The 16,835-nt window shown below is 50.6% G+C and carries 19 protein-coding genes and 1 other annotated feature; of the genes, 9 read left to right on the forward strand and 10 right to left on the reverse strand.

Annotated elements, in window-relative coordinates:
• Positions 1-291, forward strand: a 291-nt coding sequence (locus NNO08_RS13600) for a hypothetical protein (protein ID WP_271456914.1), incomplete at its 5' end; no start/stop codon positions are given.
• Between the two features lie 44 nt (positions 292-335).
• On the opposite strand, the gene clpB is transcribed toward NNO08_RS13600, so the two are convergent.
• The 3 genes from clpB to rluD form a co-directional block, all read right to left on the reverse strand.
• On the reverse strand, positions 336-2,909 hold the full coding sequence (gene clpB, locus NNO08_RS13605; RefSeq protein WP_271442431.1) for an ATP-dependent chaperone ClpB: 2,574 nt from the start codon (positions 2,907-2,909) through the stop codon (positions 336-338).
• A gap of 129 nt (positions 2,910-3,038) precedes the next feature.
• The gene (gene yfiH, locus NNO08_RS13610) at positions 3,039-3,770 is read right to left on the reverse strand and encodes a purine nucleoside phosphorylase YfiH (protein WP_271442430.1); all 732 of its coding nucleotides are present in this window, start codon (positions 3,768-3,770) and stop codon (positions 3,039-3,041) included.
• Positions 3,767-4,747, reverse strand: a complete 981-nt coding sequence (rluD, locus tag NNO08_RS13615; protein ID WP_271442429.1) for a 23S rRNA pseudouridine(1911/1915/1917) synthase RluD — start codon at positions 4,745-4,747, stop codon at positions 3,767-3,769. The genes yfiH and rluD overlap by 4 nt, the downstream gene beginning before the upstream one ends.
• A gap of 131 nt (positions 4,748-4,878) precedes the next feature.
• On the opposite strand from rluD, the gene bamD reads away from it, so the two are divergent.
• The 4 genes from bamD (at position 4,879) to pheA (ending at position 7,634) form a co-directional block, all read left to right on the forward strand.
• A complete protein-coding gene (bamD, locus tag NNO08_RS13620) occupies positions 4,879-5,616 on the forward strand; it encodes an outer membrane protein assembly factor BamD (protein ID WP_005130417.1) in 738 nt (245 codons plus the stop codon).
• A 269-nt stretch (positions 5,617-5,885) separates the two neighbouring features.
• Positions 5,886-6,224: a ribosome-associated translation inhibitor RaiA gene (gene raiA / locus NNO08_RS13625; RefSeq protein ID WP_271442428.1), complete on the forward strand. Its 339-nt coding sequence runs from the start codon at positions 5,886-5,888 to the stop codon at positions 6,222-6,224.
• Positions 6,225-6,326: 102 nt separating this feature from the next.
• Positions 6,327-6,452, forward strand: a sequence feature (Phe leader region).
• On the forward strand, positions 6,328-6,375 hold the full coding sequence (gene pheL / locus NNO08_RS13630) for a pheA operon leader peptide PheL (RefSeq protein WP_100250063.1): 48 nt from the start codon (positions 6,328-6,330) through the stop codon (positions 6,373-6,375). (Overlaps the previous feature by 48 nt.)
• Positions 6,453-6,473: 21 nt before the next feature.
• On the forward strand, positions 6,474-7,634 hold the full coding sequence (gene pheA / locus NNO08_RS13635) for a bifunctional chorismate mutase/prephenate dehydratase (RefSeq protein ID WP_271456915.1): 1,161 nt from the start codon (positions 6,474-6,476) through the stop codon (positions 7,632-7,634).
• 93 nt (positions 7,635-7,727) lie between these two features.
• Here the strand turns inward: pheA and tyrA are convergent, their stop codons facing one another.
• Both tyrA and aroF read right to left on the reverse strand, forming a co-directional pair.
• On the reverse strand, positions 7,728-8,849 hold the full coding sequence (gene tyrA, locus NNO08_RS13640; protein ID WP_271456916.1) for a bifunctional chorismate mutase/prephenate dehydrogenase: 1,122 nt from the start codon (positions 8,847-8,849) through the stop codon (positions 7,728-7,730).
• Positions 8,850-8,858: 9 nt separating this feature from the next.
• Positions 8,859-9,929 (reverse strand): 3-deoxy-7-phosphoheptulonate synthase AroF, encoded by a 1,071-nt coding sequence (gene aroF, locus NNO08_RS13645; protein ID WP_005130422.1) that lies wholly within the window; start codon positions 9,927-9,929, stop codon positions 8,859-8,861.
• 214 nt (positions 9,930-10,143) lie between these two features.
• Here aroF and NNO08_RS13650 point away from each other — a divergent pair, with 214 nt between their 5' ends.
• The 4 genes from NNO08_RS13650 to NNO08_RS13665 all read left to right on the forward strand — a co-directional run bounded on the left by NNO08_RS13650 (position 10,144) and on the right by NNO08_RS13665 (position 12,909).
• Positions 10,144-10,518 (forward strand): DUF2799 domain-containing protein, encoded by a 375-nt coding sequence (locus NNO08_RS13650; RefSeq protein WP_271442425.1) that lies wholly within the window; start codon positions 10,144-10,146, stop codon positions 10,516-10,518.
• Between the two features lie 158 nt (positions 10,519-10,676).
• Positions 10,677-11,195, forward strand: coding sequence for a YfiR family protein (locus NNO08_RS13655; protein WP_040234078.1), 519 nt, complete (start codon positions 10,677-10,679; stop codon positions 11,193-11,195).
• Positions 11,188-12,414: a diguanylate cyclase DgcN gene (gene dgcN / locus NNO08_RS13660; protein WP_271450275.1), complete on the forward strand. Its 1,227-nt coding sequence runs from the start codon at positions 11,188-11,190 to the stop codon at positions 12,412-12,414. Before NNO08_RS13655 ends, dgcN begins: the two co-directional genes overlap by 8 nt.
• A gap of 12 nt (positions 12,415-12,426) precedes the next feature.
• Positions 12,427-12,909: an OmpA family protein gene (locus NNO08_RS13665; RefSeq protein ID WP_045446366.1), complete on the forward strand. Its 483-nt coding sequence runs from the start codon at positions 12,427-12,429 to the stop codon at positions 12,907-12,909.
• Between the two features lie 262 nt (positions 12,910-13,171).
• Here NNO08_RS13665 and rplS read toward each other — a convergent pair whose 3' ends face one another.
• From rplS to ffh, 5 genes are all read right to left on the reverse strand, one after another.
• Positions 13,172-13,519, reverse strand: coding sequence for a 50S ribosomal protein L19 (rplS, locus tag NNO08_RS13670; protein WP_002914145.1), 348 nt, complete (start codon positions 13,517-13,519; stop codon positions 13,172-13,174).
• A gap of 39 nt (positions 13,520-13,558) precedes the next feature.
• Positions 13,559-14,326 carry a tRNA (guanosine(37)-N1)-methyltransferase TrmD gene (trmD, locus tag NNO08_RS13675; protein WP_003031232.1) on the reverse strand — a complete coding sequence of 256 codons (768 nt, stop codon included), beginning with the start codon at positions 14,324-14,326 and terminating at the stop codon, positions 13,559-13,561.
• A 44-nt stretch (positions 14,327-14,370) separates the two neighbouring features.
• The gene (gene rimM, locus NNO08_RS13680; protein ID WP_271450281.1) at positions 14,371-14,919 is read right to left on the reverse strand and encodes a ribosome maturation factor RimM; all 549 of its coding nucleotides are present in this window, start codon (positions 14,917-14,919) and stop codon (positions 14,371-14,373) included.
• An 18-nt stretch (positions 14,920-14,937) separates the two neighbouring features.
• The gene (gene rpsP, locus NNO08_RS13685) at positions 14,938-15,186 is read right to left on the reverse strand and encodes a 30S ribosomal protein S16 (protein WP_003031228.1); all 249 of its coding nucleotides are present in this window, start codon (positions 15,184-15,186) and stop codon (positions 14,938-14,940) included.
• 252 nt (positions 15,187-15,438) lie between these two features.
• Positions 15,439-16,800, reverse strand: coding sequence for a signal recognition particle protein (gene ffh / locus NNO08_RS13690; protein WP_271442422.1), 1,362 nt, complete (start codon positions 16,798-16,800; stop codon positions 15,439-15,441).
• Positions 16,801-16,835 lie beyond the last annotated feature (35 nt).

Below are 16,835 nucleotides of genomic sequence, written 5' to 3' on the forward strand. Positions count from 1 at the left end.
TGCCCACACAGATTGTCTGATAAATTGTTAAAGAGCAGTGCCGCTTCGCTTTTTCTCAGCGGCGCGGGGTGTGCATATTACGCCATCCCGCTACGAAGTCAAGCATTTAATTTCGCTTTCTTCGCCGGAGTTCTCAGTGGAACCCCGCTGACCCGGCGGCTTGCAGTCCGTTGTTCCGTGTCAGTGGAGGCGCATTATAGGGAGTTATTTCAGGCTGACAAGTTAAAAATACAAAAAACTTATCAAGCGATTACTTTTCAACCAGAAGTTCGATTCTGGCCTGGTTTTTAAACAAAAACGAGCCCCGCAGGGCCCGTTTATTTAGGTTTTGTGACTTACTGCACTGCCACAATACGATCGTCATTCACTTCCAGGCGAATCGGTTTGCCCGGAATCAGCTCACCAGACAAGATTTGCTGTGCCAGTGGGTTTTCGATCTGTTGCTGGATAGCACGTTTCAATGGACGTGCACCGTATACAGGATCATAACCATTCACACTCAGCAATTTAAGTGCTTCGTCAGAGATGTGGATTTCATAACCACGCTCTTCCAGACGTTTGTACAGACGCTGCAGTTGGATCTGAGCAATAGAAGCAATGTGTTTCTCACCCAGCGGATGGAATACAACAACCTCATCTATACGGTTGATGAATTCCGGGCGGAAGTTCTGGCTCACAACGCCCAGCACCATATCTTTCATATGGCTGTAATCCAGCTCGCCGAAACGCTCCTGAATCAGATCAGAGCCCAGGTTCGAGGTCATGATGACAACCGTATTACGGAAATCGACCGTTCTCCCCTGCCCGTCAGTCAAACGACCATCGTCAAGCACCTGCAGCAGAATGTTGAAGACATCCGGATGCGCTTTTTCCACTTCATCCAGCAGAATGACCGAATAAGGGCGACGACGCACCGCTTCCGTCAGGTACCCACCTTCTTCATAACCGACATATCCCGGAGGCGCACCTACCAGACGAGATACCGAGTGTTTCTCCATAAACTCGGACATATCGATACGGACCATCGCATCGTCACTGTCGAACATAAAGTTCGCCAGTGCTTTGCACAGCTCGGTTTTACCGACACCGGTTGGCCCCAGGAACAAGAATGAACCAATCGGACGATTCGGATCGGACAATCCTGCACGGCTACGACGGATGGCGTTAGATACCGCTTCTACCGCTTCGTTCTGGCCAATCACGCGGCTGTGCAGATCCTGTTCCATCCGCAACAATTTTTCCCGCTCGCCTTCCAACATACGAGCCACCGGGATACCGGTCCAGCGCGCCAGCACTTCGGCAATTTCTGCATCCGTCACTTTATTACGCAGCAGACGCATAGTTTTACCTTCAGACTGGGTTGCCGCTTCCAGCTGTTTTTCCAGTTCCGGAATTTTGCCGTACTGCAATTCAGACATGCGCGCCAGATCACCGACACGACGCGCCTGTTCGATAGCGATTTTCGCCTGTTCCAGCTCTGCCTTAATGGTTTGCGTTCCAGAGAGGGACGCTTTTTCAGCTTTCCACTCTTCTTCTAACTCTGAATACTGGCGCTCTTTGTCGTCCAGTTCTTCATTAAGCATATCAAGACGTTTTTTACTTGCCTCATCAGACTCTTTCATTAACGCCTGCTGTTCCAGCTTGAGCTGGATAATACGGCGATCGAGTCTGTCGAGCTCTTCCGGTTTAGAGTCAATCTGCATACGAATGCTGGACGCTGCTTCATCGATAAGGTCGATAGCTTTATCCGGCAACTGACGGTCAGCAATGTAGCGGTGAGACAGCGTGGCTGCCGCAACAATCGCCGGGTCAGTAATCTGCACATGGTGGTGCAGCTCGTAACGCTCTTTCAGGCCGCGTAGAATCGCGATGGTATCTTCAACGCTTGGCTCAGCCACAAACACTTTCTGGAAACGACGTTCCAGCGCCGCATCTTTTTCGATGTACTGGCGGTATTCATCCAGCGTGGTGGCCCCTACGCAGTGCAGCTCCCCGCGCGCCAGCGCCGGTTTCAGCATGTTACCGGCGTCCATTGCGCCATCGGCTTTACCTGCACCGACCATAGTATGCAACTCATCGATAAACAGAATGACGTTGCCTTCCTGTTTCGAGAGATCGTTGAGCACACCTTTTAAACGTTCTTCAAACTCACCGCGATACTTCGCCCCGGCCACCAGCGCGCCCATATCCAGCGCCAGCACGCGACGACCTTTTAACCCTTCAGGTACTTCACCGTTAATGATTCGCTGTGCCAACCCTTCGACGATAGCGGTTTTACCAACACCTGGCTCACCGATCAAAACCGGGTTGTTTTTAGTACGACGTTGCAGCACCTGAATCGTGCGGCGAATTTCTTCATCACGACCGATAACCGGATCGAGCTTGCCTTGTTCGGCGCGTTCGGTCAGGTCGACGGTATATTTTTTCAAGGCCTGACGTTGGTCTTCAGCCCCCTGGTCATTCACGCTTTCACCTCCACGCATTTGTTCAATTGCCTGAGTGATATTGGCGGTTGTCGCTCCTGCTGATTTTAATAAATCGGTCAGCGTACCGCGCGACTCAAGCGCTGCCAGAACGAACAGTTCTGACGAAATGAAATTGTCTCCACGTTTTTGCGCCAGCTTGTCGCAAAGATTCAGTGCACGCACCAAATCCTGAGAAGGCTGAACATCACCGCCGGTACCTTCTACCTGTGGTAAACGGCTCAATGCCTGATCAATCGCTGTGCGTAACTGGCCAGCATTGATGCCAGCGGACGTTAACAAAGGACGAACCGATCCCCCTTCCTGATTCAGCAAGGCGCTCATTAGATGAAGTGGTTCGATAAATTGGTTGTCGTGCCCCAGTGCGAGTGACTGGGCATCGGCAAGAGCAAGCTGGAATTTATTGGTAAGACGATCCAGACGCATAACTCCTCCCATAACAGGTCAAAATTGCTACTGGAGATTAAATGAGGTCATCCCTCAATTATTCAAGGTGAATGACCTGAATTATGTGAAAAGAAAATTACACGTACCGGATCGTCTTGATTCTTTAGGTTATATCAGCCAAATAAAACTTGCCATACGACCCGTGGTATTGTCGCGACGATAAGAGAAGAACGTCTCACTTTCGTTGAAGGTGCAATGGTCGCCACCGTAGACGCTCTCTACCCCTACATTTGCCAGACGTTGACGTGCAAGCTTATAGATATCCGCCAGATATTTTTCACCACGCGGCACAAATGCACTGTCAGCTTGCGGATCTTTTGCCATAAACGCGGTGCGAACTTCTGCACCTACCTCAAACGCAATCGGACCAATCGCCGGCCCTAACCAGGCAATAATGTTTTCCGGCTTGTCGGCAAAGCACGCCACCGTTTCTTCCAGCACACCTTCACATAACCCGCGCCAGCCCGCATGGGCCGCCGCCACTTCTGTTCCAGCACGATTACAAAACAGCACCGGCAGACAGTCCGCCGTCATCACTGCACATACGGTGCCTGGCGTATTGCTGTAGGACGCATCTGCACGTTTAGATAAGTATGGCCCGCCGCTTAATTTCAGGACATCTTTACCGTGTACCTGTTCAAGCCAGACGGGTTTCGAAGGCAGATTGCCCGCAGCAAACAGCCGCTTGCGGTTCTCTTCCACATGCTCCGGGTTATCGCCACAATGGGCACCCAGGTTCAGCGAATCATAAGGCGACATACTGACGCCGCCAATGCGGGTAGAACTACAGGCTGCGACACCCTGAGGTATCGGCCACTGCGGGACAATTAGCTTACTCATAACCAGGCAACATCATCCTTATGCTCTTCAAAATCAGCGCGCATCACTTCGATAAGCTCCACCATATCTTGCGGAATTGGCGCATGCCATTCCATCTCGATACCGGAAATCGGATGATACAAACGCAACATGGTCGCGTGCAGCGCCTGACGGTCAAACTTACGCAGCACGGAGATAAACTCGTCAGAAGCGCCTTTCGGCGGGCGCGGACGACCACCGTAGACCTGATCGCCTACCAGCGGATGGGTGATATGCGCCATGTGCACGCGGATCTGGTGCGTACGTCCGGTTTCCAGACGCAACCGCAGACGCGTGTGCACACGGAAATGCTCCATAATGCGATAGTGCGTTACCGCAGGTTTCCCCATTGGATGCACTGACATATGCGTACGTTTGGTGGGATGACGGCTGATCGGTTCTTCGACCGTACCGCCCGCGGTCATATGGCCAATCGCCACAGCTTCATACTCGCGAGTGATTTCGCGCAGCTGCAATGACTCGACCAGGCGTGTTTGCGCCGGGACAGTTTTTGCCACAACCATAAGCCCGGTTGTGTCTTTATCCAGACGGTGCACAATACCGGCTCGTGGGACATCCGCAATTGGCGGGTAGTAATGCAGCAACGCATTCAAAACCGTACCATCAGGATTGCCCGCGCCCGGATGAACCACCAGATCACGTGGTTTGTTGATGACGAGAATGTCGTCATCTTCATAAACGATATCCAGCGGGATATCCTGAGCTTCAAAACGAATCTCTTCATCAATTTCAGCATTGATGGAGACACGCTCTCCACCTAACACTTTTTCTTTCGGCTTATCGCAAAGATTGCCATTTACCAGTACGCGCTGGTCGAGGATCCATTCTTTTATGCGCGATCGCGAATAATCAGGGAACAATTCGGCCAAAGCCTGATCTAAGCGTTGACCAAGCTGATTTTCGGAGACTGTTGCGGTGAGTTCTACTCGTTGTGCCATAAACTGCTTCTTCGTTTAACGTTGGGTTTTACGGCTTTGCCGTTTAATATAGTGTGCTATTGTAGCTGGTCTTAACCGGGAGCAGGAACAGAGAATCTCCCGTATTACATTTTGAGGAAAGTCAAAACGTCATGACGCGCATGAAATATCTGGTGGCAGCAGCCACGTTGAGCCTGTTTTTGGCGGGTTGCTCTGGTTCAAAGGAAGAGGTGCCCGATAATCCGCCAAATGAAATCTACGCGACTGCTCAGCAAAAGCTGCAGGACGGTAACTGGAAACAGGCAATAACGCAATTGGAAGCGTTGGATAACCGTTATCCATTTGGACCGTATTCTCAGCAGGTGCAATTAGATCTCATCTACGCCTACTACAAAAACGCCGATCTGCCACTTGCTCAGGCTGCCATCGATCGTTTTATTCGTCTGAACCCAACTCACCCTAACATTGATTATGTCATGTACATGCGTGGCCTGACCAATATGGCGCTGGACGATAGCGCACTGCAAGGATTCTTTGGCGTCGATCGTAGCGATCGCGATCCACAGCATGCCCGAGCTGCGTTTAATGACTTTTCCAAACTGGTACGTGGTTATCCGAACAGCCAGTACACAACCGATGCCACTAAGCGTCTGGTATTCCTGAAAGATCGTCTGGCGAAGTATGAATACTCTGTTGCTGAGTACTATACCGCCCGTGGCGCATGGGTTGCAGTCGTGAACCGTGTGGAAGGTATGCTGCGCGACTATCCGGATACCCAGGCAACGCGTGATGCCCTGCCGTTGATGGAAAACGCTTATCGCCAAATGCAGATGAATGCCCAGGCAGAAAAAGTAGCGAAAATCATTGCCGCTAACAGCAGCAACACCTGATTGACCTCAGAATGCAAAACGGCAGCCACTGGGCTGCCGTTTTTTTATTCGTTAACGCCACAACTGAAGCGGTTTAGCTGCGACGCATCCTATCAAATATGGCCTGCTTTCAGGTATTCCTCAAGTAAAAAATCGCCTGTTCCTGCGGTGCCTCACAAAAAGGTTTTCTTGACAAAAAGCGACAAAATAATGTGATTTAGATCACACATTTTGACATTAGGAACGGTATGCTGGAATCACCAAGACGGGAAAGACAAGAGGTAAAATTTATGACAATGAACATTACCAGTAAACAAATGGAAATTACTCCGGCAATTCGCCAGCATGTCGCAGACCGTCTCTCCAAACTGGATAAATGGCAAACTCATCTGATTAATCCACATATCATTCTGTCTAAGGAGCCACAGGGTTTCATTGCTGATGCCACCATCAACACCCCGAATGGACATCTGGTCGCCAGCGCAAAACACGAGGATATGTACACCGCCATTAACGATTTGATCAACAAGCTGGAACGGCAGCTCAATAAAGTGCAGCACAAAGGCGAAGCCCGTCGTGCAACAACTTCAGTAAAAGACGCCAACTTCGTCGAAGCAGAAGAAGAGTAGTCCCTTACATTGAGTGTATCGCCAACGCGCCTTCGGGCGCGTTTTTTGTTGACAGGGTGAAAACAGTACGGGTACTTTACTGATGTAGCCAAAGGAAAATTACATGAAACTTGTCCCGTTCTTCTTCGCATTCTTTTTTACCTTCCCCTGAATGGGAGGCGTTTCGTCGTGTGATAAAGAATGCGAAGACGAACAATAAGGCCTCCCACAACGGGGGGCTTTTTTATTGATAACAAGAAAGGCAACACTATGACATCGGAAAACCCATTACTGGCGCTGCGAGAAAAGATCAGCTCGCTGGATGAAAAATTACTGGCCCTGCTGGCAGAACGACGTGGTCTGGCGGTAGAAGTCGGTAAAGCCAAGTTGCTGTCTCATCGCCCGGTACGCGATATTGATCGGGAACGCGACCTACTGGACCGTTTAATTCAGCTTGGTAAAGCACATCACCTCGATGCCCACTACATCACGCGCTTGTTCCAGCTTATTATCGAAGACTCCGTCCTGACCCAGCAGGCGCTCCTTCAGCAGCATCTGAACAAGATCAACCCGCATTCCGCTCGTGTTGCCTTCCTGGGACCAAAAGGGTCTTACTCACACCTTGCAGCACGTCAGTACGCCGCACGTCATTTTGAGCAGTTTATTGAAAGCGGCTGCGCGAAATTTGCCGATATCTTTAATCAGGTTGAAACCGGACAGGCAGACTACGCGGTAGTGCCTATTGAAAACACCAGTTCCGGTGCGATTAATGACGTTTACGATCTTCTGCAGCACACCAGCCTCTCTATCGTCGGAGAGATGACGATTACTATCGACCATTGCGTACTGGTGTCGGGAACAACCGATCTGGAGAGCATCGACACGGTATACAGCCACCCGCAACCGTTCCAACAATGCAGCAAGTTCCTGAACCGCTACCCGCACTGGAAGATTGAATACACTGAAAGCACTTCAGCTGCGATGGAAAAGGTCGCCCAGGCTAACTCACCACGCGTAGCAGCCCTGGGGAGCGAAGCCGGTGGTGTATTGCATGGTCTGCAGGTACTTGAGCATATTGAAGCTAATCAGACGCAAAACATTACCCGCTTCGTGGTTCTGGCACGTAAAGCAATCAATGTTTCTGACCAGGTTCCAGCGAAAACAACGTTGCTGATGGCGACAGGACAACAGGCAGGTGCGCTGGTTGAAGCGCTGCTGGTACTGCGTAACCATAATCTGATTATGACCAAGCTGGAATCCCGCCCGATTCACGGCAATCCGTGGGAAGAGATGTTTTATCTCGATATCCAGGCCAACCTGGAATCATCCCAGATGCAAAAAGCCCTGAAGGAGTTGGGGGAGATTACGCGTTCGATGAAAGTATTGGGATGTTATCCGAGTGAAAACGTGGTGCCGGTCGACCCGAGCTAACGTGACAATGCCGGATGGTGCTGCGCTTATCCGGCCTACAATTCAGGCGATTTTTGTAGGCCGAGAAGGCGAAGCCGCCATCAGGCATCTTGCTTATTGACGGCTATCGTTGGCCTGGCGCAACAAGGTGCGACTTTCACTCTGGAAGCGCTGCGCATAGTCGCCAAACCAGTGTTCCACCTTACGGAAACTGTCGATAAAAGCCTGCTTATCCCCCTGCTCCAGCAAACCAATCGCTTCGCCAAAACGTTGGTAATAACGTTTGATGAGCGCAAGATTACTCTCTGACGACATAATAATATCGGCATAGAGCTGAGGGTCCTGGGCAAACAGACGACCAACCATTGCCAGTTCAAGACGGTAAATAGGTGAAGAAAGGGCCAGCAATTGCTCCAGTTGCACATTCTCCTCCGCTAAATGCAGCCCGTAAGCAAATGTCGCAAAGTGACGTAGCGCTTGAATAAACGCCATATTCTGGTCGTGCTCAACGGCGCTAATCCGATGCAGTCTCGCGCCCCAAACCTGAATCTGCTCAAGGAACCACTGATAGGCTTCCGGCTGCCGCCCATCACACCAAACCACGACCTGTTTTGCCAGGCTGCCGCTGTCCGGACCAAACATCGGGTGTAACCCCACAACCGGACCGTCGTGTGCCGCCAGCATCGCCTGCAGAGGGCCATTTTTCACCGAGGCCAGATCGACCAGAATACAATCAGACGGCAGGCGCGGTAATTTCGCGATTACCTGTTCGGTAACGTGGATCGGCACACTGACGATCACCATGCCTGCATCGGCGACGATCTCAGTGGCGCGCTCCCAGTCCTGCTGTTCCAGTATCCGCACCTGATAGCCAGACAGCGTCAGCATCTTCTCGAACAGCCGCCCCATCTGCCCGCCACCACCGACGATCACCACCGGACGCAAAGAAGGGCAAAGCGTCTTAAAGCCTTTGTCATTCTCACTGGAATAAGACTCGCGCATAACCCGACGCAATACATCTTCGATCAGATCTGGCGGCACCCCCAGCGCTTCAGCTTCTGCGCGGCGGGAAGCCAGCATTGTAGCTTCCCGCTCTGGTACGTAGATCGGCAACCCAAAGCGGCTTTTGACTTCACCGACTTCGGCAACCAGGTCCAGACGGCGTGCCAGTAAATCCAGCAATGCCTTATCAACTTCATCAATTTGATCGCGCAATGCGGTCAATTCAGCAACCATACCAACCTCTTATGCTACACGCGCCGTCAGCTGGCCGTTTAAATCTTGACTAATTTCACGCAGTAGCGCATCCGTCATTTCCCAGCTAATGCAGGCATCAGTTACGGAGACACCGTATTTCATTTCGCTGCGTGGCTGTTCGGAGGACTGGTTGCCTTCGTGAATATTACTTTCAATCATCAAGCCGATGATCGAGCGATTGCCATCTTTGATTTGGGCAATCACAGATTCAGCCACGGCTGGCTGGCGACGGTAATCTTTATTGGAATTACCATGACTGCAATCTACCATCAGAGAAGGTCGTAGTCCTGCCTGCTCCATCTCTTTTTCGCACTGGGCGACATCAGCCGGGCTGTAGTTCGGCGCTTTACCACCGCGCAGGATCACGTGACCATCTGGGTTACCCTGCGTTTGCAGCAGTGCAACCTGCCCCGCCTGGTTAATACCCACAAAGCGGTGTGATTGTGCTGCGGCGCGCATAGCATTAATTGCCGTCGCCAGGCTCCCATCCGTACCATTCTTAAAACCAACCGGCATGGAAAGACCAGAAGCCATTTCACGATGCGTCTGTGATTCAGTGGTACGTGCACCGATAGCTGACCAGCTAAACAGATCGCCCAGGTATTGCGGGCTGTTTGGATCTAACGCTTCTGTTGCCAGCGGTAGCCCCATATTCACCAATTCAAGCAGCAATTGACGCGCAATTTTCAGACCCGCTTCAACATCAAAAGAGCCATCCATATGAGGATCGTTAATCAACCCTTTCCAGCCGACGGTGGTACGGGGCTTTTCAAAATAGACGCGCATCACCAGGTAGAGGCTATCGCTGACCTCTGCGGCAAGGGCTTTAAATCGACGAGCGTACTCAATAGCCGCTTCAGGATCGTGAATCGAGCATGGACCACACACCACCAGCAGTCGCGGGTCGCGGCCAGAGATAATGTCTGAAATGGTTTTACGCGACTGAGCGATTTGCGCCTCCTGTGCGAGGCTCAGCGGAAATTCCGCTTTAAGCTGCTCTGGGGTCATCAGAACCTGTTCGTCGGTAATGTGTACGTTGTTCAGCGCGTCTTTTTGCATGATGGTGATCCTGTTTAGCTCGTTTGCGATAGTTTTCCTCAGCGAGGAGGTAATCACGATAACACAACAGGTAAAGATTTCAATCCACATTCCGTAAATTTTTATTTACACCAAGCAATTTTTCAGCAAAAACACCGCAAGACAACGTACATTTAAATTTACACACTTCTATATATGAATCCGCTATGCTTTAAAAAAACGGGGAGAACAGGCAATGAAGCAACTCATCTGTACCTTATTTGTATTATTTCTCAGCGGATGTCAGATAGATCCCTATACTTTCTCCCCCACCTGGACAGGTACCGACTGGTTTGATGCCGGGATACAAGATGCCATTTCAGGCTATGTCGTTAAAGATAACGAGACACTTGCCGACAACTACAATGACCCAGAGGTCGATCGCGCCCAATATCTTAAAGGGTACGCCGAAGGACAAAGGAAAACCTGTCAGCAGGACTTTGTTTACGCAAGAGGATTGACCGGAAAAACCTTCCCTGCCAGTTGCGACACGGTAGACAATGTCAGCCAGTTACATGACGCATGGCAAAAAGGAGCAAATGAAGGTGCGGCCTCAACAAGGTTAAATTAAACAAGAGCTTAAATTTTATAAATTAATGAGATTTAGCTTAAATACTCAATACACTCATTCCAGGAATAATGACGCCCTGGGAAAATAATGTTATTTTGTTGCAAACGATCTTGAATGTATATCGACGCATTACGGCAAACGCTGGTAGGTACCTATTCATGAGCTTTTCTTACCGACTCATACTTCTACTGGCACTGCTTCTGACCGGATTACCTCTGTACGCTCACAGCGTTACGGAAGAGGCAAAATCTGTGCGCTCTATGGTTTCCGGTATCGTCAGTTATACACGCTGGCCCGCACTTTCAGGGCCACCAAAACTGTGTATATTCTCTTCTTCGCGCTTTTCCAGCGTGCTGGAAGATACCCGAGCAGGAGCACTACCCTATCTTCCTGTCATCATTCATACGGAACAAGAAGTTTTAGTTGCGCAGTGTGATGGCTTTTATTTTGGAAAAGAAAGCCCTACATATCAGGCGGAATTAAAGAATAAATATCCTACTAAGGCATTGTTATTAATTGCCGAACAGAATCCCGAATGCGTTATTGGCAGCGCTTTTTGCCTCATAATTAAAGATGAAGACGTGAGATTTTCCGTAAATATGGATTCCCTGTCACGCAGCGGTGTAAGGGTGAGTCCGGACGTATTGATGCTTGCGCGGAATAAAAAGCATGAATAAGGGTCCTTCTCCCATAAAACGCCCAACGTTTAAGCGGACACTACGGCGTATCAGCATCGTCAGCGTACTGGTAACCATGACGCTGATTTGGCTGCTGCTTAGCATTTCTTCTGTGCTGGCTTTGAAGCAATACGCACAAAAGAACCTGGATCTCACGGCAGCAACCATGACCCGCACGCTCGAAGCAGCATTAGTCTTTTCGGATAGTGTCGCAGCATCGGAAACGCTGGCTGCATTGGGGCAGCAAGGGCAATTTTCAGTTGCAGAGGTCCGCAATCAAAAGCAGAAAGTGATCGCCACCTGGCACTATGACGCGCAGGATACCACTGACAAAATCAGCAGCATCATCAGCCACTGGCTGTTCCCGCAACCGGTGACTCAGCCCATTTTGCACAATGGAGACGTTATTGGTGAGGTGCGCTTGATTGCCCGCGATAGCGTTATTAGCCATTTTATTTATTTGTCGCTAGCCGTTCTTACCGGATGCATTTTACTGGCATCGGGTATTGCGTTGATGCTTACTCGTTATTTACACAATGGCGTCGTGGACGCCCTGCAAAATATTACTGAAGTGGTACATGATGTTCGTACCAATCGAAATTTCTCGCGGCGCGTATCTGAAGAGCGGATTGAAGAATTTCATCTGTTTGCGCAGGACTTTAATAGCCTGCTGGATGAGATGGAAGAGTGGCAACTACGTCTGCAGGCAAAGAATGCCCAACTGTTGCGTACCGCGCTACATGACCCTTTGACCGGTCTTGCGAACCGTGCCGCATTTCGTAGCAGTATTAACGCACTGATGAACGACGACGCGGCCCACAGCAGCTCTGCGTTGTTATTCCTTGATGGCGATAATTTTAAATTTATTAATGATACCTGGGGACACGCTGCGGGCGATCGGGTCCTGATCGAAGTCGCAAAAAGGTTGGCCGAATTTGGTGGTAATCGGCATCACCCATACCGACTTGGCGGCGATGAATTTGCCATGGTGCTTTACAGCGTCCATTCTGAATACGAAGTTCAACGTATCTGCGCGGCGTTGTCGCAAGAGTTTAATCGACCTTTTGACCTGCATAACGGTCATCTGGCAAGCATGACACTCAGTATTGGTTTTGCACTGACGTGGGAACATGCCTCTGCCGAGAAATTACAAGAACTTGCCGATCACAATATGTATCAGGCTAAAAATTTGCGCGCTGAGCGCATTATTAAAAAATAAGGAATTACACACATGCTAAAACGTTTATTATCCCCGTTTATTCTCATCATGCTGATTCTGGCAGGTTGTCAGGCGCCTCAGGGGAAATTTACCCCAGAGCAAATTGCAGCCATGAAATCGTACGGATTCACTGAAGCTTCAGGAGACTGGTCTCTGGGTTTGTCTGACACCATCCTGTTTGACAAAAACGACTATAAACTCCGCCCTGAAAGTGAAAAGCAAATTCAGGAAATGGCGTCCAAACTGGCTGCTACCGGGTTAAACCATGCTCGTCTGGATGGGCATACCGATAACTATGGTGAGGACAGCTACAACGAAGCTCTGTCGCTCAAACGAGCCAATGTGGTTGCAGATGCCTGGGCTCAGGGTGCCAACATTCCACGCACTAACCTGACAACCCAAGGGCTCGGAAAGAAATACCCGATTGCCAGCAACCAGACTTCAAAAGGGCGCGCTGAAAACCGCCGCGTTGCGGTAGTAATCAGTACACCTTAATCATTACCCGGCTGGCTGCGCTAACAGAGAATAGGACGTACTGAACTCGCGCAGTCAGTCGATTGCAATGACGAACGAAACACCCGCCCCACACGACTCAGCACCTCGCCGGTAACGTAACAATCACCTTTCCATTAAGCCTTAAACGCCGCAAAATCAATTTACCCGGCTAACCGCTGATATCGATATTCTGTCGATATAAAAAAAGGGGCCAGCCAAAAATGGCCAGCCCCTTCTATCAGGATGTCGCCTGAGCGATATCTTAGTTAAGACGCTCTTTGATACGAGCAGACTTACCAGTACGCTCACGCAGGTAGTACAGTTTAGCTTTGCGAACAGCACCACGACGTTTAACAGCAATGCTGTCAACTACCGGAGAGTGAGTCTGGAAGACACGCTCAACGCCTTCGCCGTTGGAAATTTTACGAACAGTGAATGCAGAGTGCAGACCGCGGTTACGAATAGCGATAACCACGCCCTCGAATGCCTGCAGACGTTTTTTGGAACCTTCAACAACCCATACTTTCACTTCCACGGTATCACCCGGACGGAAGGAAGGTACGTCCTGCTTCATCTGTTCTTGTTCAAGTTGCTTAATAATGTTGCTCATAATTTAATCTCTTATCCTGGGTAAACTGATATTGGGGGCTTACGCCTGCCCATCATGTTTATGTTGCTGTTGTGCGTGTTCCTTTTTGAACTCCGCCAGCAACCTTGCTTGCTCTTCAGTCAGAGCCAGGTTTTCCAGAAGTTCAGGTCTTCTAAGCCAGGTCCGGCCCAGCGACTGCTTCAAACGCCAGCGACGTATTTCAGCGTGGTTTCCCGACAGTAATACCGCCGGTACCTCCATCTGTTCTAACACTTCAGGTCGGGTATAGTGTGGACAGTCCAGCAACCCGTCAGCAAACGAATCTTCGATTGCTGATGCTTCATGACCCAGTACGCCCGGAATAAACCGGGAAACGGAGTCGATCAGCGTCATTGCCGGTAACTCACCACCGCTGAGAACGTAATCGCCGATTGACCATTCTTCATCAATTTCGGTTTGAATCACGCGCTCATCTATTCCTTCATAGCGACCGCACACCAGAATCAACTTTTGATTCGTTGCCAGTTCGCTAACGCCCGCTTGATCAAGCTTGCGTCCCTGAGGTGACAGATAAATCACCTTTGCGCCTTCACCAGCCGCAGCTTTTGCTGCATGAATGGCATCCCGTAAAGGTTGCACCATCATTAACATCCCCGGTCCGCCGCCGTAAGGACGATCGTCCACGGTACGGTGCCGGTCATGCGTAAAGTCACGAGGACTCCAGCTCTGGATGTTCAGCAGGCCATTTTTTACTGCCCGGCCAGTTACCCCGTAATCGGTAATTGCACGGAACATTTCTGGAAACAGGCTAACGATACCTATAAACACAAGCCAATCCCCATAACGCCGACTTTTACCGTTTATCCGGTGGTTTAAAAACCAGGATCCCAATCTACTTCGATAGTACGAGTAGCGAGATCGACTTTCTTGATAACCTGCCCATCGAGGAACGGTACTAAACGTTCCTTGATACCAAACGCATCTTTCAGGTTTGCCTTAATGACGATCACGTCATTCGATCCGGTTTCCATCATATCGACGACTTTTCCGAGATCGTAGCCTTCAGTGGTCACTACCTGGCAACCCATAAGGTCTTTCCAGTAGTAGGAACCCTCTTCCAGCGCAGGCAACTGCGAGGAATCCACGACAATTTCACAATTAGTCAGTAGATTCGCCGAATCACGATCGTCAACGCCTTTCAGCTTGATGATCAGATCCTGATTGTGGTGCTTCCAGCTTTCCAGCTGTACTTGCTGCCACTGACCCGCCTTCTGGATAAACCAGGGCTGATAGTCAAAAATGCTTTCGGCGTCTTCAGTGGAAGAAAACACTCTGAGCCAACCACGGATACCGTAAGAAGACCCCATTTTCCCCAAAACGATGGGTTCCACGGGTGCCTGTGCGGCGAGTTGCTTGCTCATCATGACCACCGTGACAGATTAAGCTGCTTTGTTTGCTGCTTTGATCAGCGTAGCTACGCGATCAGAAATAGTCGCGCCCTGGCCAACCCAGTGAGCGATGCGATCCAGATCCAGGCGAGTGCCTTCTTCTTTTTCGCTAGCGATCGGGTTAAAGAAGCCAACGCGCTCGATGAAGCGACCGTTGCGTGCATTACGGCTGTCGGTGACAACAACCTGGTAGAACGGACGCTTTTTAGCGCCGTGACGAGCTAAACGAATAGTTACCATAACATCCTCTTGTGTGAATAAAACACCGGGCCCCATCGAGGGAAGGGACCCGGTGTCATATTAAAAGCCCGAAAATTTTACTGATTTCTGAGAAAAAAGCAATCAACAGTTAATAACTCTGCCGTAGAAGGCCGTCGGCGGCGCAGCAAGTTCGGTGCCGGCGTGCGCGCAGCCACCGCAGCGTACACGCAGTACGTGAGGATGGCGAGCACACCCCGGAGCCGAAATAGCCAGTGAGCCAGGCCGGAAAAATTAGCGCCCAGGGAAGCCAGGCGGCATCATCCCCTTCATATTCCGCATCATCTTCGCCATCCCGCCCTTCTTCATTTTCTTCATCATGCGCTGCATGTCGTCGAACTGTTTCAGAAGACGGTTAACATCCTGTACCTGCATCCCGCAGCCCAGTGCGATACGGCGTTTGCGGGAACCTTTGATGATTTCCGGCTTAGCGCGTTCTTTCATCGTCATCGAGTTGATGATGGCTTCCATACGCACCAGCACTTTATCGTCCATCTGCGATTTCACGTTGTCAGGGATCTGACCCATGCCCGGCAGTTTGCCCATCAGGCTGGCCATGCCGCCCATGTTTTTCATCTGCTTAAGCTGTTCAAGGAAATCGTTCAGATCGAAGCCGTCGCCTTTTTTCAGCTTGCTGGCTAATTTCTCTGCCTGTGCGCGGTCAACTTTGCTTTCGATATCTTCGATCAGCGACAGCACATCACCCATGCCGAGAATACGGGAGGCAATCCTGTCCGGGTGGAACGGCTCCAGCGCTTCCGTTTTCTCACCGACACCGAGGAATTTAATCGGCTTACCGGTGATATGACGAATAGACAGTGCCGCACCGCCACGGGCGTCACCGTCGACTTTAGTCAGTACCACACCGGTCAGCGGCAGAGCTTCGTTAAACGCTTTCGCAGTATTCGCAGCATCCTGACCCGTCATAGCATCGACAACAAACAGCGTTTCTACTGGATTGATAGACGCGTGGACCTGTTTGATTTCGTCCATCATCGCTTCATCAACGTGCAGACGACCGGCGGTATCCACCAGTAGCACGTCGTAGAATTTGAGTTTAGCTTCTTTCAGCGCGGCGTTAACGATATCAATCGGCTTCTGACCGACGTCAGAAGGGAAGAAGTCCACGCCGACCTGTTCGGCCAACGTTTCCAGCTGTTTGATCGCCGCCGGGCGATAGACGTCCGCGGAGACCACCAGTACTTTCTTCTTGTGCTTCTCGCGCAGGAATTTACCCAGCTTACCTACGCTGGTCGTTTTACCCGCACCCTGCAGACCCGCCATCAACACCACTGCCGGTGGCTGGGCCGCCAGGTTCAGCGTCTGGTTCTCTTCGCCCATCGCCGCGACGAGTTCGTTACGAACAATTTTGACGAACTCCTGACCCGGCGTCAGGCTCTTATTCACTTCATGACCAACCGCTTTCTCTTTTACGCGATTGATAAACTCACGCACTACCGGCAGCGCGACGTCAGCCTCCAGCAGCGCCATGCGCACTTCGCGCAGCGTCTCTTTAACGTTGTCTTCAGTAAGGCGTCCACGGCCACTGATATTGCGCAGCGTGCGCGACAAACGATCGGTTAAATTATCAAACATTGTCTCTCGCCTGGGGTGGAAACGGTCGGTCGCAA

This window comes from Citrobacter sp. Igbk 17 (assembly GCF_028069775.1).
GTDB lineage: Bacteria > Pseudomonadota > Gammaproteobacteria > Enterobacterales > Enterobacteriaceae > Citrobacter.

Bases quoted from the DNA above. Each gene is read 5' to 3' on its own strand.
- NNO08_RS13655 (WP_040234078.1), top strand. From the start codon at position 10,677: ATGAGCTTTTCTTACCGACTCATACTTCTACTGGCACTGCTTCTGACC.
- rplS (WP_002914145.1), bottom strand. From the start codon at position 13,519: ATGAGCAACATTATTAAGCAACTTGAACAAGAACAGATGAAGCAGGAC.
- NNO08_RS13665 (WP_045446366.1), top strand. From the start codon at position 12,427: ATGCTAAAACGTTTATTATCCCCGTTTATTCTCATCATGCTGATTCTG.
- rpsP (WP_003031228.1), bottom strand. From the start codon at position 15,186: ATGGTAACTATTCGTTTAGCTCGTCACGGCGCTAAAAAGCGTCCGTTC.
- clpB (WP_271442431.1), bottom strand. From the start codon at position 2,909: ATGCGTCTGGATCGTCTTACCAATAAATTCCAGCTTGCTCTTGCCGAT.
- bamD (WP_005130417.1), top strand. From the start codon at position 4,879: ATGACGCGCATGAAATATCTGGTGGCAGCAGCCACGTTGAGCCTGTTT.
- pheA (WP_271456915.1), top strand. From the start codon at position 6,474: ATGACATCGGAAAACCCATTACTGGCGCTGCGAGAAAAGATCAGCTCG.
- yfiH (WP_271442430.1), bottom strand. From the start codon at position 3,770: ATGAGTAAGCTAATTGTCCCGCAGTGGCCGATACCTCAGGGTGTCGCA.
- raiA (WP_271442428.1), top strand. From the start codon at position 5,886: ATGACAATGAACATTACCAGTAAACAAATGGAAATTACTCCGGCAATT.
- aroF (WP_005130422.1), bottom strand. From the start codon at position 9,929: ATGCAAAAAGACGCGCTGAACAACGTACACATTACCGACGAACAGGTT.
- NNO08_RS13650 (WP_271442425.1), top strand. From the start codon at position 10,144: ATGAAGCAACTCATCTGTACCTTATTTGTATTATTTCTCAGCGGATGT.
- rluD (WP_271442429.1), bottom strand. From the start codon at position 4,747: ATGGCACAACGAGTAGAACTCACCGCAACAGTCTCCGAAAATCAGCTT.
- rimM (WP_271450281.1), bottom strand. From the start codon at position 14,919: ATGAGCAAGCAACTCGCCGCACAGGCACCCGTGGAACCCATCGTTTTG.
- tyrA (WP_271456916.1), bottom strand. From the start codon at position 8,849: ATGGTTGCTGAATTGACCGCATTGCGCGATCAAATTGATGAAGTTGAT.
- dgcN (WP_271450275.1), top strand. From the start codon at position 11,188: ATGAATAAGGGTCCTTCTCCCATAAAACGCCCAACGTTTAAGCGGACA.
- ffh (WP_271442422.1), bottom strand. From the start codon at position 16,800: ATGTTTGATAATTTAACCGATCGTTTGTCGCGCACGCTGCGCAATATC.